The sequence below is a fragment of the Brochothrix sp. genome (assembly GCF_017549435.1).
GTDB lineage: Bacteria > Bacillota > Bacilli > Lactobacillales > Listeriaceae > Brochothrix > Brochothrix thermosphacta.
In genome coordinates this window covers 1-14,612 of the sequence record NZ_JAFYUW010000045.1, presented here as the reverse complement: position 1 = coordinate 14,612, position 14,612 = coordinate 1, and the positions used below count along the sequence as shown (strand labels likewise).

Here is a 14,612-nt window from a genome sequence, read left to right as displayed (position 1 = left end):
TACCAAGAATCATCTGTCATAATTAATTCTACTAATACGTATCCTGGGAATACTTTATGTTTAACAACTTTTGTTTTACCATTTTTTGTTTCTGTTTCTTCTTCTTCAGGAACTAATACGCGGAAGATTTTATCATCCATTCCCATTGATTCAATTCGTTTTTCAAGGTTGATTTTCACCTTATTTTCGTAACCAGAGTAAGTGTGTACTACATACCAATCTTTATTCATAATTTATTAGAAAGTCTCCGTTGGAGCTTTCTCAACCCTCCTCATATAAAAATAGTTAATTTCACCAAAATAAAAAACCCGTTTTTCGCATGCGGGTTTCTCTCGTAGTCCTAGTATAGCACTATCATTGCCAAAATAAAAGTTAATCCTTTGTAATCATTTCAACTAATGAGCCAATGCCCCAGTCAGTTAGCATAAAGAATAACGCTAAAAAGACAACAGTGAAAACAACGATTGTTGTGTAGTTAATTACTTCTTTGCCTGTTGGCCAAACTACTTTTCCTAATTCACTTTTAACGCCTTTGAAAAAACCTTGTTTGCTTGCCATGGTTAATTACCTCAATTCTCTCTCATCTCTACTATTTTGTTTCACGGTGTTTTGTATGTTTTTTACAATATTTACAATGTTTATTCATTTCTAAACGAGTTGTACGAGCTGATGCACCCAACGTAATTGTATAATTACGAGAACCGCACTCCACACACGCTAAGGATGCTTTTTTTTGCACGTTTGACACTCCTCTTGTTTCTGTACTTAATCTATAAAAAATCGTAACACGTTCGTTTTTTTTTGTCAAATTCAGCCGATAACACTTTTAAGGTAAACTAGCTTTTTTACGAATCCGTTGCAGAGCATTGTCAATCGATTTTTCCGTCTTCGACAAGGCTTTAGCAATTTCTTGGTAACTTTTACCAGAAATATATTCCACCACGACTTTTTTTTCAAAAGCAGTCAAACGCTCATTAAGTTTTTTTAATAAGCGCGACTCTCCTTCTTGCTCCATTAGCGCTTCTTCCGGTGATCCGTATGCTTTTTGCGCTGATATAATATCTAACAACGTCCAATCTTCTGATGCATCAGTCGCTAGAGGCATGTCCAAAGATAGTGAATTTGTTAACATTTCGTGTTTTTTTCGTGTTGCACTTTTTATTGCTGTAATAAGTTGTCGATCAATGCACAATCTCACAAAGGTTCGGAAGGATGCCTCTGCCTCAAAGTCATAGTCTCGGACTGCTTTAAAAAAACCAATTGAAGCTTCTTGCATTAAATCATCGCGGTCGCCCATCTTTAAATAGTAGCTGCTAACAACACCTTTTATAAGTGGATTGAACTGCTTTAACAACTGATTGAATGCCATTAAGTCACCATTTTTAGCTGCAACAATCATTCGCGCTTCTTCTTCACGTTGTATTGAATCTACTGACATTAGCATTCACCTCATGTCTCATCAATCTATTAAGTGACTTCATTATAAGTAAGTACGTGAAAAACGTCAATCATTAGGCATACTTCCACGACGCCAGCGTTCTAACGTTTCTTTGGTTTTGGGATCTAAATTAGATGTCAATTTAGGTGTTTTCTGATGGATATTCTTAATATCTTGTTGAACTTGGCTAGCCATTTCACGAATTTCAATCAACAACTCTCGCGCTGAAAGTCTTAACGCCCCTTGCCCAAAAATCTGCCACTGTTCAGTCGCATCACTTGTAGCAACAATTACATTTGTAGACGCATTCATATAATCACGTGCATGCGCTTCAATATATTCATCTGCGATACGGTTTTCTTCTGTAAAGACAATTTTCATTTTCTTATACATGCTTTCACTTTCTTTACCCTGTACAAATTGCGCATCAAACACAACAATTGTTCGATAGCCTGTGTAAGCAATGTAGTCTGCCAATTCTTCAAGCAATTGATCGCGCGCTTGCGCAATGGATTGCCGTTTAATCCGTTCAAGATGTTCCCAATTGCCAATGACATTATATCCGTCGACAAACAGAATCGTCTTCATATTACTTACCTAGTGGCAAACGTTTACGCAAGACTTCAAACATCAATAAACTGGCAGCAACTGAAGCGTTCAATGATGTTACATGTCCACGCATTGGTAAGCTCACCAAGAAATCACATTTTTCAACAGCAAGGCGTGAGATCCCACGACCTTCACTTCCGATAACTAATGCTAAAGGTAAAGTTGGGTCCATTGAACGATAATCTTCTTTTGCTGATGCGTCTGTTCCGAAAATCCAAACGCCTCTTTTTTGTAAATCTTCAATCGTACGAACAATATTCGTTACACGAACAACGGGTACATGTTCAATTGCTCCAGTTGAAGCTTTCGCAACAGTCGCTGTCAAACCAACTGCACGACGTTTGGGAATAATAATACCGTGTGCACCTACAGTGTCAGCAGTACGCATAATCGAACCTAAGTTATGAGGATCTTCCAATTCATCCAAGATTAAGAAGAAAGGATCTTCGCCTTTTTCTTCTGCGGCTTTAAATAAATCTTCTAATTCAGCATATTGATACGCTGCAACTTGAGCTGCAACTCCTTGGTGTACTTGATCTGTTAATTGGCTCATCTTTTGTTTAGGAATCATCTGTACTTGCACGCCACGTTTTTTAGCAAGTGCTAAAATTTGTGAACCTACACCTTTTTCTGTTCCTTCTTGTAACCATACTTTATTAATATCACGATCTGAGCGTAATACCTCAAGGACGGGGTTACGTCCTGCAATAATATCATCTGCCATTTTATTTTCCTCCTTTTTCAATTACAGCGTCATGAAAAGCAATCGCTGAATTCATTAATTCATTTAAACGTTCCGTCGCTTCTGTTAAATAAAGATAACCTATCAATGCTTCAAAAGCGGTCGAATAACGATATGTCATTAAATCTGTATTTTTACGAACCGTTTTTGATTTGGCATTACGTCCACGATTTACGATTGTTACTTCAAAATCAGTGAGTGCTTCTGTCGCTAGCCAATGTTTCAAAATTTGATCTTGTGCTTTAGCACTTACATACTGTGTCGCTGTTGTATGCAGACGGTTCGGATTTGTTTTTCCTTGACGTAATAAATGATCACGTACAGCAACTTCAAAAATCGCATCACCCATATAGGCTAACGCTAATCCATTCAGTTGTTTTAAATCAGCCATGTTTATCCTCTTTTCCAGCGAGTCCCTTGTGGGGTATCTTCTAATGTAATGTTTTGTTCTTTAAACAAGTCACGAATTTCGTCAGAACGTTCAAAATCACGCTCTTTACGAGCAGTATCACGTTCTTCAATCAACGCTTCAATTGCTTCATCACTTAAATGATTATCAGAAATAGTGTGTTGCACTTCTAGCGTTAAGCCTAAGATAGCAAAATATTTTTCAAAAGCATGCATGAAGGCTTCTAAAACACCAAAACCAACCTGATCTTTAGCTATATAAATATTAGCACGTTTTGCTAAATCGTAAAGCGTTGTAATGGCATTCGCTGTGTTGAAATCATCATCCATTTCATGTTCAAAATCACGTTGAACATCATTGAGTTGTTCATACCATTCATCCGCATCAACAGGCTCATTTTCCAACGCAACAGACAAACGATGCTTCAAGTTAAAATAAGCTGTCTGCAAACGTTCTAACCCACTTTTAGCGTCTTCCAACAATGAAGGGCTATAGTTGATGGGGTTACGATAATGGACACTTAGCATAAAGAATCGGAAGACGATGGGGTCATGTGTTTTTAACATATCATGAACGGTGATAAAGTTTCCTACCGATTTTGACATTTTTTCATCGTCAATATTCATGTAACCATTATGCATCCAGTAACGTGCAAATGTTTGATCATGTGCCGCTTCAGACTGCGCAATTTCATTTTCATGATGAGGGAACGTCAGGTCTTGTCCACCCGCATGGATATCAATTGTTTTGCCTAAATATTTTTCAGCCATTGCTGAACATTCAATGTGCCAGCCCGGACGACCTTCGCCCCAAGGACTTGTCCAACTAATTTCATCTGGTTTCGCTGCTTTCCACAATACAAAATCTAGTGGATCTTGTTTCGCTTCATCCGCTTCAACACGAGCGCCAACTTTCAAATCATGTAATGATTGTTGTGATAATTGTCCGTATGTTTTAAATTTACGCGTACGGTAATATACATCACCGTTACTTTCGTAAGCAAAATCTTTCGCCACTAACGTTTCAATCAATGAAATAATCTCAGGCATATTTTCTGTAACACGTGGATGAACATCCGCTTCCGTTACACCTAATGCACTTGTATCTTCTTTATAGGCTTTAATAAAACGATCAGCCACTTCAGGTACCGTCATTTTTAATTCATTTGCCACACGAATTAACTTATCGTCAACATCTGTAAAATTCGAAACAAATTTCACATTATATCCTCGGTATTCAAAATAACGACGAACAGTATCAAACACAATAATAGGACGCGCGTTGCCGATATGTATATAGTTGTAAACAGTCGGTCCACACACATACATTTTCACTTCGCCTTTTTTGATCGGTTCAAAAACTTCTTTTTGTCGGGTCAACGTATTATAAACTTGTATACTCATTATTTCTCCTCTTTTCCTTCGCGAATTGCTGCTACTTCTTTTACTAATTTTTTTAATTCAGTATTTAATTCATCGATTCGATTTTCAAGTTGTTTTGCTTTATCGGCTACGTCAATTCGTTTATCACCTATACGGATGACTCTCGCAGGTACGCCAACAGCAGTAGCTTTGTCAGGTATATCATTAATGACCACTGCACCTGCCCCAATTTTGCTATCTTCGCCAATAATAATTGGACCCAGTATTTGCACATCACCGGATATAAATGCTCGATCTTTAATAATCGGATGACGCCAGCCCGTGTCATGCCCTGTTCCACCTAAGGTAACACCATGATGCAAGATAACATCATTACCAATCTCACATGTCTCACCTACAACCAATCCCATACCATGATCGATAAACACACGACGGCCAATTTTAGCACCTGGGTGAATTTCAATACCTGTAAAAAATCGATTCCCTTGTGAAATAATACGTGCCAACAATTTACAGCGATGACGGTAGAAAAAATGTGCCAGTCGATGGCTCCAAATTGCATGCACACCCGAGTATGTCAAAAACACTTCCAAGCGTGAAGAGGCTGCTGGATCATTCAATAGTACAACATCAAGTTGTTCTTTAATATGACGAAACATAAACTATCCCTCGAATTCTTTTGATTTTCGCACAAAAAACGCCCCTGTCTAATGACAGAGACGTGTTCACGCGGTTCCACTCTGTTTGGAGCAATCGAACACTCCCAACTTATCTGTTTAACGCACAGTGAACGCTCTATCCTACTTAATTCAAATAGAGTCTCTAAGAGGCATTTCATCGAGTGTCTTTCAATCAGTTCCAGCCTAGCTGATTGTCTCTATAAAAAACGGATTCGATTACTTCTTCTTATTGACGATCATTTTATAGTTAACTTAATTATACGCAGAATATAACATTCATGCAACTGAAAAATAATTACGCTAATTTACGCAGACGAGCAAGTACAACTTCTTTACCTAACACTTCAATTGCTTGTGGCAATTCTGGGCCATGCATTTGTCCCGTTGTTGCGACACGTATTGGCATAAAGAGGTTTTTACCTTTCACACCTGTTTCTTTTTGTACCGCTTTAATTGTTGGCTTAATGTTTTCAGCCACAAATTCTTCGTCAGTTAACGCTTCTAATTGTGCGGCAAATGCTGCTAAAACTGTTGGTACTGTTTCGCCAGCTAACACTTCTTTTTCTTCGTCGTTAAATGTCACATGCTCTGTAAAGAACATATCTGTCAATTCAACAATTTCAGCGCCATAACTCATTTGTTGGTGGTAAAGAGAAATCAAGTTCGTCGCCCAAGCATGTTGTTCCTCAGTAAGCGTTTCTGGTAAACGACCTGCTTTTTGCAAGAATGGTAATGCCAACTCAACCACTTGTTCCAAGTTCAGTTGTTTAACATATTGGTTGTTCATCCATTGTAACTTCGCTTTATCAAAAACAGCTGGTGAATGTGACAAACGAGCAGGATCGAATATTTTAATAAACTCTTCTTTACTGAAAATTTCTTCTTCACCTTCTGGTGACCAACCTAACATTGTAATAAAGTTGAATAACGCTTCTGGTAAATAACCCAATTCCGCATATTGTTCAATAAATTGGATGATTGACTCATCACGTTTACTTAATTTTTTATGTTGGTCATTTACGATTAATGTCATATGGCCAAAGACAGGCACGTCCCAACCAAATGCATCATAAATCATCAATTGTTTTGGTGTATTTGAGATGTGGTCATCCCCACGCAAGATATGTGTCATTTCCATCAGATGATCATCTGCTACAACAGCGAAGTTATAAGTTGGAATACCATCTTTCTTGCAGATAACCCAGTCACCGATATCTTTTGATTCAAATGATACATTCCCTTTGACAATATCGTCAAAAGCAAACGTACGATTTGCTGGTACACGGAAACGAATACTTGGTTTTAGGCCTTTTGCTTCATAGGCAGCGATTTCCGCTTCTGTTAAGTTGGCATCACGACCAGAGTAACGTGGCATCGTGCTTGCAGCGATTTGAGCTTCACGTTCTGCTGCTAACTCTTCTTCTGTATCGTAAGCTTTATAGGCTAAGTTTTTTTCTAACAATTCTTCAATCAATTCCGCATAAATTTCATTACGCTCAGATTGACGATAAGGTCCAAACTCGCCTGCTTGCCCTTCATTTGTTACGCCTTCTGACCACTCAAGTCCTAACCATTGTAAAAATTCGATTTGACTTGTTTCACCATCTGCGACGTTACGTTTTAAATCTGTATCTTCAATACGTAAAACAAAATCGCCACCTGCATGACGGGCATATAAATAGTTAAAAATTGCTGTACGGGCATTACCAATATGTAAATGTCCTGTTGGGCTTGGTGCATAACGCACACGAATACGTTTACTCACTGTAAAATTCCTCCTTATGGAATGTTGCTTTTAATTTATTTTTCTAAGAGTGCCACAGCTAATGCAGCAATCCCTTCTTCCCGACCAATAGGGCCGAGGTGTTCATTGGTTGTTGCCTTAATACCTATTTGTGTTGGGTCTACCTTCATAATATCCGCAATTGTTTGTTGCATTAACGGGATATGAATTGAAAGATGTGGTTTTTGCGCCACGATGGTACTATCAATATTACCTAACTGATAACCCTCTTGCTGCACTTTCACCCAAACTTGTCGCAACAGTTGTTTTGAATCGATATCTTTAAACGCGTCATCTGTATCTGGAAAGAAGTACCCAATATCACGATGTCCTGCAGCTCCCAGTAATGCATCTATGATAGCATGTAATAAAACATCGGCATCAGAATGACCTAACAGTCCTTTTGTATGAGGAATCACAATTCCTCCAAGGACAAGTAAACGCCCTTCAACAAGTTGATGTACGTCGTATCCTTGACCAATTCTCACGCTCATCGTTATCGCTCCTCTTTTAACTGTTTAACAATAGCTTGCGCTAGTACCATATCCTCTGGTGTTGTTATTTTAATGTTTTGATAAGAACCCTTGACCACGTGAACGGTGATACCTAGTTGTTCAACCAGTGACGCTTCATCAGTACCTAGAAAAGCGACTTCTTCAGCATATTTATGCGCAGCTTTTAATAGCTCTAGCCGAAATGCTTGTGGTGTTTGCGCTTGGCATAAACACGCGCGCTCAACTGTTTCTACAACAGCACCTTCGATCACTCGTTTAATCGTATCCTTCACTGGCACACCCACAATTGCAGCACCAGTTTCCCGCGTTTTTTCAAACACTCGTTCAAGTGTTTCCTTTTGAATAAAGGGGCGAGCACCATCATGTACCATTACTATATTCGCACCATTTTGTAATTCTTGCAACCCTATTTTCACACTATCTTGGCGTTCTCGTCCACCAATGACTAACATAATGTTTTCATTACCTTCAACGTTGGCAATGATATCCGTTATTTCGGAGTGATCATCGGCTTGTACAACTAACACAATTCTCGCACACTGGCTGTCCTCTAAAAATGCCATTACAGTATGTTCTATAATCGTTCGTCCATCATCAAGTGTTAATAAGACTTTATTTTTTGTTGCTGCCATTCGGCGACCAACACCAGCAGCCAATACGATTGCATCATATTTTTCCATAATTTAGCCTCGCTTATTTATGCGCTTTAGCGAATATCATACGACCAGCCGATGTTTGTAACACACTAGTAACCACAACATCAATGGTCTGGTTGATATAGCGACGACCTTCTTCTACAACAATCATCGTTCCATCATCAAGGTAACCAATTCCTTGGTTTCTTTCCTTACCGTCTTTAACGACAAGTAAATTTAATTTTTCCCCAGGTAATACGACGGGTTTTACTGCGTTAGCTAAATCGTTAATATTCAATACAGGAATTTTTTGGAACTCACACACTTTATTTAAGTTATAGTCGTTAGTGACAACAATTCCTTCGAATTCTTTCGCTGCACGAACAAGTTTGCTATCCACTTCTGTAATATCTTCATAATCGCCTTCAAACATTTTAACCTCAACTTGTTTTTCGTTTTGCAATGCATTAAGTATATCTAATCCACGTCGACCTTTTGTACGTTTCAGTGAATCTGAGCTATCTGCAATATGTTGTAATTCTTCTAGCACAAACAACGGAATCATAATAGGTCCTTCTAAAAATCCAGTACGGATAATATCAGCAATACGACCATCAATGACAACACTTGTATCTAGAAATTTCGGTTTTTCTTTAATTTCTTTTTCTTTAACAACTGCTTCAGCTTGTTTCTTCTTACCAGTATTTTTAAGCGTTATGATATTGATCCATTCTTCTTTACGAGTAATCCCCATGCGAACACCTAAATACCCAAAGAAAATCGCTAATAAGATTGGTAAAACATTGCTTATAATTGGCACTTCAATTTGGCCAATTGGTAAGCTAAGTAAAAATGAAATAATCAAACCTACAATCAATCCTAAACTACCGAACAAAACGCTTGTATTCGATGTTTTTGCAAGGAAACTTTCAATTGTTCTTAAACCACGCTCGATATGTTTAATTGCCCAAGAAAATAATACTACAAACACTATAAGACCAATAATCGTATTAACAATCGAGTTGTCTAAAAACGGTGATACATCATTGCCAAAAATTGCATGCCATAGATAAGGGGCTCCGACAACGCCGAGTGTGCTCCCTACAATAGCATAACAGATATAAATTAATATTTTAGCCACGCTAACTCCTCCTTTTTATCTATTTGGAAATGCTTTATGAATCGCATCTTTTAATGTTGATACACCTACTACTTCAATCTCAGCAGGGAATGTCCAACCACCGATATTGTTCGCTGGTATAATAATACGTTTGAAACCTAGTTTTGCAGCTTCTTGTACGCGTTGATCAATACGAGCAACACGACGTAACTCTCCCGTTAAACCGACTTCACCAATAAAGCAATCCATTGCTGCTGTTGGTGTATCATAATAACTCGATGCAATACTTATTGCTATTGCTAAATCAATTGCAGGCTCGTCTAACTTCACACCACCTGCTGCTTTAAGATAGGCATCTTGATTTTGAAGCATTAAACCTTCACGTTTCTCAAGTACCGCCATAATTAGAGAAACACGATTATAATCCATTCCTGTTGCCATTCGACGTGCATTTCCATAAACAGTCGGTGACACCAATGCTTGAATCTCTACCAGAACAGGACGTGTCCCCTCCATTGAGGTAACAACTGCAGAACCAGCAGCTCCTTCTAAACGCTCTTCTAAAAATACTTCTGAGGCGTTGTCGACCTCTACCAAACCGACATCGCGCATTTCAAAGATACCCATTTCATTGGTAGATCCAAACCTATTTTTTACGGCGCGTAAAATCCGGTAGGCATGGTGGCGTTCACCTTCAAAGTATAAAACAGTGTCAACCATATGTTCTAACATACGTGGACCTGCAATTGTACCCTCTTTTGTCACATGACCGACAATGAAGATGGCAATGTTTAACGTCTTTGCAAGACGCATCAATTCTGACGTACACTCTCTTACTTGTGTGACGCTCCCTGCTGCACTTGTCACATCAGGGTGATAGATGGTTTGGATCGAATCAATCACGACAAATTCCGGCTGTAAAGTCTGAATTGTTTTAGAGATGACTTCTAAGTCGGTTTGCGCATAAACATATAATAAATCCCCATCCACATTTAAACGTTCAGCCCGTAGTTTTGTTTGCTTGATTGATTCTTCTCCCGAAACATAAAGGCCTTTGCGTTTTGCTGTTGTGAGTTGTGCTGATACTTGCAACAATAGTGTTGATTTACCAATCCCTGGGTCACCACCGACCAACACCAATGAACCTTTAACTAATCCCCCGCCGAGGACACGATTCAATTCTGGCATATCTGTTAAGATACGTTGTTCAGTTTCACTTGTTATTTTAGAAAGAGGCAATGCCTGCTGACTTTCCATTTCTTCTGTATGATTAAAACTAGTTCGTCCTTTTTGGACTTTTGCCTCAACAAATTCGACCATTTGGTTCCATTCGCTACAGTTAGGGCAACGCCCCATCCATTTTGGAGACTCATATCCGCAGGCGTTGCAGACAAATTTAGTACTCGCTTTTTTCTTTGCCATAACGCACCTTCTTTACAATAGTATATTTTCTAATAAGTTTAACATATTTTAAGGGAAACAACAGGTATAAGCCTATTCTGAAAACGAACAAAATATAGAAAATGGCTCTTATATCTCTCAAATTGGATTCAGATATTAATTGTATCTATAGTTCAATAAAAAAAGCAGAGGTTCTAGACCTCTGCTCAAACTTTACACACATTGTTTTATTTTGTTTTAATCGCTGTTTTTTTTGTTGCTTTTGTTTTTGGTTTTGCTGTTTCTTTTGATTTAACCGCTGCTTTTTTACGCGGTTTTTTGACGATGAACGTATCATCTTTATCTAAATCAATTGAAATTGCTTGTCCTTTAATAACATTGCCTCGAAGAATTTCTTCAGAAAGTAAATCTTCAATATTTTTTTGGATGGCACGACGAATTGGACGTGCACCATATTCTGGATCATAACCTTCTTTGGCAATCTTTTTAATTGCTTTCGGTGTTAATGAAATGTGAATATCTTGTTCAGATAAACGTTTTTCAAGTTGTGTAACCATCAATTTAACAATTTTAGTTAATTCTTTTTCACCGAGTGAATGGAACACTACATTTTCATCAATACGGTTTAAGAATTCAGGACGGAATGCATTTTTCAATGACGCTAACACGCGTTTTTGCATGACATCAAAATCTTTTGAAGGGTCTACTGCTCCAAAGCCAACTGTTTTATCCACTTTTATCTCATGTGCACCAATATTAGATGTCATAATAATAATCGTGTTACTGAAATCAACTACTCGACCTTTTGAATCAGTCAAACGACCATCATCCAATACCTGTAATAAAATATTAAAGACATCTGGGTGGGCTTTTTCAATTTCATCAAGCAATAATACAGCATATGGTTTTTGACGTACTTTTTCTGTTAACTGTCCGCCTTCTTCATAACCCACATAACCTGGAGGCGCTCCTACCAAACGTGCCGTAGAGAATTTCTCCATGTACTCACTCATATCAATACGAATCATTGCATCTTCATCTTCAAACATCGCTTCAGCTAATGCACGTGCTAATTCGGTCTTACCTACACCTGTAGGCCCAAGGAAGATAAATGAACCAATTGGACGCGCTGGGTCTTTAAGTCCCGCACGCGCACGACGAACTGCTTTAGAAATTGATTTAACTGCCGCATCTTGTCCGATAACACGTTCATGCAAGATTTTTTCAAGATTTAATAATCGTTGTGATTCTGTTTCTGCTAATTTCGCAACCGGAATACCTGTCCAACTAGCAACTACTTCAGCAATGACTTGCGCATCAACTTGTTGGTGATCGCCTAATTTTTCACTGTCCCATGTTTCTTTGCATTCTTTCAAGTTGTTAGCACAGTGTTTTTCTTTATCACGTAAAGCAGCTGCTTTTTCAAACTCTTGTCCTTGGACTGCAGCGTCTTTTTCTTGACGAATACTCGCTAATTCGTTTTCAAGTTTTTTAACATTTACAGGTGTTACAAATGATTTCAAGCGTACTTTTGAGCCAGCTTCATCAATTAAATCAATTACTTTATCTGGTAGGAAACGGTCTTGAATATAGCGTTGTGACATTGTAACAGCAGCTTCAATTGCTTCATCTGTAAACTCAACACCATGATGAGCTTCATAACGATCACGTAAACCTTGCAGAATCATAATTGAATCTTTAATTGACGGTTCTTCGACTTGAACTGGTTGGAAACGGCGTTCAAGAGCTGCATCTTTTTCGATATATTTACGGTATTCATCACGTGTTGTTGCACCAATACACTGCAACTCACCGCGGGCAAGTGACGGTTTTAAAATATTTGAAGCATCAATTGCACCTTCAGCACCACCTGCACCAATTAAAGTATGCAATTCATCAATAAAGAGAATAACATTACCTGCTTGACGAATTTCTTCCATTACTTTTTTAAGACGGTCTTCAAATTCACCACGGTATTTTGTTCCCGCAACAACTGTCCCCATATCTAATGTCATGACACGTTTTCCACGAAGCGTTTCGGGTACCTCGTTATTAACAATTTGTTGAGCGAGTCCTTCAGCTACTGCTGTTTTACCCACACCCGGTTCACCAATAAGTACTGGGTTGTTTTTTGTACGACGACTTAATACTTCAATCACACGTTGAATCTCTTTTGAACGACCGATAACGGGATCCAATTTGTCTTCTCGTGCTGTTTCAGTTAAATCACGAGCTAAACCATCTAGAGTAGGCGTTCCTTGCACATTAGCTCTATTTGCTTGGTTAGGTTGTGTACTGACACCTAACAATTGTAGTACTTGCTGACGCGCTTTGTTAAGACTGATATCTAAGTTGCTAAAAATTCGTGCAGCGATGCCTTCACCTTCACGAATCAATCCTAATAAGATATGTTCTGTCCCAACGTAAGTATGGCCTAATTTACGGGCTTCATCGATTGAAAGTTCAATCACTTTTTTAGCACGCGGTGTATATCGAATGATTTGTACATCATCCTGACCTTCTGTGATTAGCTCTGAAACGGCTGCTTCAATTTTGGCAGTATCTAACCCTAATTCTTTTAAAGCTTGAGCAGCAATGCCTTCACCTTCACGAATGAGACCTAATAAAATATGTTCCGTTCCTAAATTACTATGACGTAAACGTATTGCTTCTTCTTGTGATAACGCAATAACCTTTTGTGCGCGTTGTGTAAATCGTCCAAACATAATCAGCCACTCCTTTATAATTACTTCTATTTTTTATTCTGCGTATTTTAAATGTTCAAGAAAAGCACGTAAATATTGTTTTCTTATTTCGTTATCGCCTGTTTTATCACCTAATAAATTTTGTCTTAAAGAAACCATCATTAAGTTAGCTTCTCTTTCTGTGACAACATTTTCTTTATACAGTCGATAAGTGACATCTGTAGCGACATTTTCCGTAATTTCCTTATCCTCAAGCAAATGTAACAAAGCTTCTACTAATTGACTATGAGTACTTAATCGTACTTTTACAATACGTATATAGCCACCGCCACCACGTTTACTTTCAACTGTATAACCACGTTCTGTTGTAAATCGTGTATTAATCACATAGTTGATTTGTGAGGGGACGCATTGAAAATGTAGTGCCATTTCATTGCGTTTTAATTCTATCGCTTCTTCTGCTTCAAGATATCTTTTAATATAGGCTTCTATAACATCCGACATATTGCTCATCAGTATCAACCTCCAAGTTTCCGTCAAAATTTGATTGACCTAATTTGACTTATACTCATTATACTGAATAGCAATTACGAGTGCAAACATATCAACTCATCCAACTCGAATGGATAAAACATATCATACCCCATTACTTTTTAAGAAGTAAAGCCGAATGCTTTAAAATACAAACAAGCATAACTTGGGTAATTTAGCAGCTTATATTAAATAGTGGCTTAATTATCTTTTTAAACAAAAAAAAAACAACCCATAAATTATGAGTTGTTTCACGTATCGGGAAGACAGGATTCGAACCTGCGACCCCTTGGTCCCAAACCAAGTGCTCTACCAAGCTGAGCTACTTCCCGTATGTATAATGCGCCCAAGAGGAGTCGAACCTCTAACCGCTTGATTCGTAGTCAAGTACTCTATCCAATTGAGCTATGGGCGCTATATATGGTGCCGAGGACCGGAATCGAACCGGTACGGTGATCACTCACCGCAGGATTTTAAGTCCTGTGCGTCTGCCAGTTCCGCCACCCCGGCAAGGGTGTAAATAAACAAAAAAATATAAATGGAGCGAAAGACGAGATTCGAACTCGCGACCCCCACCTTGGCAAGGTGATGTTCTACCACTGAACTACTTTCGCATAATGCGGATGAAGGGACTTGAACCCCCACGCCTTGCGGCGCCAGAT

General features: G+C 38.4%; 16 protein-coding genes, 4 tRNA genes and 1 other annotated feature. All 20 genes read right to left on the bottom strand.

Going from position 1 to position 14,612, the window contains the following annotated elements; genetic code table 11:
• On the bottom strand, positions 1 to 230 hold a 230-nt coding region (locus IKV95_RS03105; RefSeq protein WP_287451397.1), incomplete at its 3' end, for a transcription termination/antitermination NusG family protein.
• Between the two features lie 142 nt (positions 231 to 372).
• Complete coding sequence (gene secE, locus IKV95_RS03100; protein WP_069118445.1) at positions 373 to 558, bottom strand: preprotein translocase subunit SecE; 186 nt, start codon at positions 556 to 558, stop codon at positions 373 to 375.
• A gap of 31 nt (positions 559 to 589) precedes the next feature.
• A complete protein-coding gene (rpmG, locus tag IKV95_RS03095; protein ID WP_029091557.1) occupies positions 590 to 739 on the bottom strand; it encodes a 50S ribosomal protein L33 in 150 nt (49 codons plus the stop codon).
• Between the two features lie 87 nt (positions 740 to 826).
• Positions 827 to 1,438 carry a sigma-70 family RNA polymerase sigma factor gene (locus IKV95_RS03090; RefSeq protein WP_069129624.1) on the bottom strand — a complete coding sequence of 204 codons (612 nt, stop codon included), beginning with the start codon at positions 1,436 to 1,438 and terminating at the stop codon, positions 827 to 829.
• Between the two features lie 66 nt (positions 1,439 to 1,504).
• Complete coding sequence (locus IKV95_RS03085) at positions 1,505 to 2,026, bottom strand: NYN domain-containing protein (protein WP_069129623.1); 522 nt, start codon at positions 2,024 to 2,026, stop codon at positions 1,505 to 1,507.
• Between the two features lies 1 nt (position 2,027).
• A complete protein-coding gene (gene rlmB / locus IKV95_RS03080) occupies positions 2,028 to 2,771 on the bottom strand; it encodes a 23S rRNA (guanosine(2251)-2'-O)-methyltransferase RlmB (RefSeq protein ID WP_029091560.1) in 744 nt (247 codons plus the stop codon).
• Position 2,772: 1 nt separating this feature from the next.
• On the bottom strand, positions 2,773 to 3,180 hold the full coding sequence (locus IKV95_RS03075) for a Mini-ribonuclease 3 (protein ID WP_029091561.1): 408 nt from the start codon (positions 3,178 to 3,180) through the stop codon (positions 2,773 to 2,775).
• A gap of 2 nt (positions 3,181 to 3,182) precedes the next feature.
• Positions 3,183 to 4,601 (bottom strand): cysteine--tRNA ligase, encoded by a 1,419-nt coding sequence (gene cysS, locus IKV95_RS03070; protein WP_069118450.1) that lies wholly within the window; start codon positions 4,599 to 4,601, stop codon positions 3,183 to 3,185.
• Positions 4,601 to 5,239, bottom strand: coding sequence for a serine O-acetyltransferase EpsC (epsC, locus tag IKV95_RS03065; RefSeq protein WP_029091563.1), 639 nt, complete (start codon positions 5,237 to 5,239; stop codon positions 4,601 to 4,603). Before epsC ends, cysS begins: the two co-directional genes overlap by 1 nt.
• 53 nt (positions 5,240 to 5,292) lie before the next feature.
• Positions 5,293 to 5,502 (bottom strand) — a binding site (T-box leader).
• 53 nt (positions 5,503 to 5,555) lie between these two features.
• Positions 5,556 to 7,025, bottom strand: coding sequence for a glutamate--tRNA ligase (gltX, locus tag IKV95_RS03060; RefSeq protein WP_069118452.1), 1,470 nt, complete (start codon positions 7,023 to 7,025; stop codon positions 5,556 to 5,558).
• Between the two features lie 35 nt (positions 7,026 to 7,060).
• Entirely contained in the window at positions 7,061 to 7,537 is a 477-nt protein-coding gene (ispF, locus tag IKV95_RS03055; protein WP_029091565.1) for a 2-C-methyl-D-erythritol 2,4-cyclodiphosphate synthase, read from the bottom strand.
• A gap of 2 nt (positions 7,538 to 7,539) precedes the next feature.
• On the bottom strand, positions 7,540 to 8,238 hold the full coding sequence (gene ispD, locus IKV95_RS03050; RefSeq protein ID WP_119945763.1) for a 2-C-methyl-D-erythritol 4-phosphate cytidylyltransferase: 699 nt from the start codon (positions 8,236 to 8,238) through the stop codon (positions 7,540 to 7,542).
• Between the two features lie 13 nt (positions 8,239 to 8,251).
• Entirely contained in the window at positions 8,252 to 9,334 is a 1,083-nt protein-coding gene (locus IKV95_RS03045; RefSeq protein WP_029091567.1) for a PIN/TRAM domain-containing protein, read from the bottom strand.
• Between the two features lie 15 nt (positions 9,335 to 9,349).
• A complete protein-coding gene (gene radA / locus IKV95_RS03040; protein ID WP_029091568.1) occupies positions 9,350 to 10,735 on the bottom strand; it encodes a DNA repair protein RadA in 1,386 nt (461 codons plus the stop codon).
• Positions 10,736 to 10,941: 206 nt separating this feature from the next.
• Entirely contained in the window at positions 10,942 to 13,443 is a 2,502-nt protein-coding gene (locus tag IKV95_RS03035; protein ID WP_287451398.1) for an ATP-dependent Clp protease ATP-binding subunit, read from the bottom strand.
• 30 nt (positions 13,444 to 13,473) lie between these two features.
• Positions 13,474 to 13,932, bottom strand: a complete 459-nt coding sequence (locus IKV95_RS03030) for a CtsR family transcriptional regulator (protein WP_029091570.1) — start codon at positions 13,930 to 13,932, stop codon at positions 13,474 to 13,476.
• A 276-nt stretch (positions 13,933 to 14,208) separates the two neighbouring features.
• Positions 14,209 to 14,282 (bottom strand) — tRNA-Pro (locus IKV95_RS03025).
• Between the two features lie 9 nt (positions 14,283 to 14,291).
• Positions 14,292 to 14,365: transfer RNA gene (locus IKV95_RS03020), tRNA-Arg, on the bottom strand.
• A gap of 6 nt (positions 14,366 to 14,371) precedes the next feature.
• Positions 14,372 to 14,460 (bottom strand) — tRNA-Leu (locus IKV95_RS03015).
• A 29-nt stretch (positions 14,461 to 14,489) separates the two neighbouring features.
• Positions 14,490 to 14,564 (bottom strand) — tRNA-Gly (locus IKV95_RS03010).
• Positions 14,565 to 14,612 lie beyond the last annotated feature (48 nt).

Bases quoted from the DNA above. Each gene is read 5' to 3' on its own strand.
- secE (WP_069118445.1), bottom strand. From the start codon at position 558: ATGGCAAGCAAACAAGGTTTTTTCAAAGGCGTTAAAAGTGAATTAGGA.
- IKV95_RS03090 (WP_069129624.1), bottom strand. From the start codon at position 1,438: ATGTCAGTAGATTCAATACAACGTGAAGAAGAAGCGCGAATGATTGTT.
- IKV95_RS03085 (WP_069129623.1), bottom strand. From the start codon at position 2,026: ATGAAGACGATTCTGTTTGTCGACGGATATAATGTCATTGGCAATTGG.
- rlmB (WP_029091560.1), bottom strand. From the start codon at position 2,771: ATGGCAGATGATATTATTGCAGGACGTAACCCCGTCCTTGAGGTATTA.
- IKV95_RS03075 (WP_029091561.1), bottom strand. From the start codon at position 3,180: ATGGCTGATTTAAAACAACTGAATGGATTAGCGTTAGCCTATATGGGT.
- cysS (WP_069118450.1), bottom strand. From the start codon at position 4,601: ATGAGTATACAAGTTTATAATACGTTGACCCGACAAAAAGAAGTTTTT.
- epsC (WP_029091563.1), bottom strand. From the start codon at position 5,239: ATGTTTCGTCATATTAAAGAACAACTTGATGTTGTACTATTGAATGAT.
- ispF (WP_029091565.1), bottom strand. From the start codon at position 7,537: ATGAGCGTGAGAATTGGTCAAGGATACGACGTACATCAACTTGTTGAA.
- ispD (WP_119945763.1), bottom strand. From the start codon at position 8,238: ATGGAAAAATATGATGCAATCGTATTGGCTGCTGGTGTTGGTCGCCGA.
- radA (WP_029091568.1), bottom strand. From the start codon at position 10,735: ATGGCAAAGAAAAAAGCGAGTACTAAATTTGTCTGCAACGCCTGCGGA.
- IKV95_RS03030 (WP_029091570.1), bottom strand. From the start codon at position 13,932: ATGAGCAATATGTCGGATGTTATAGAAGCCTATATTAAAAGATATCTT.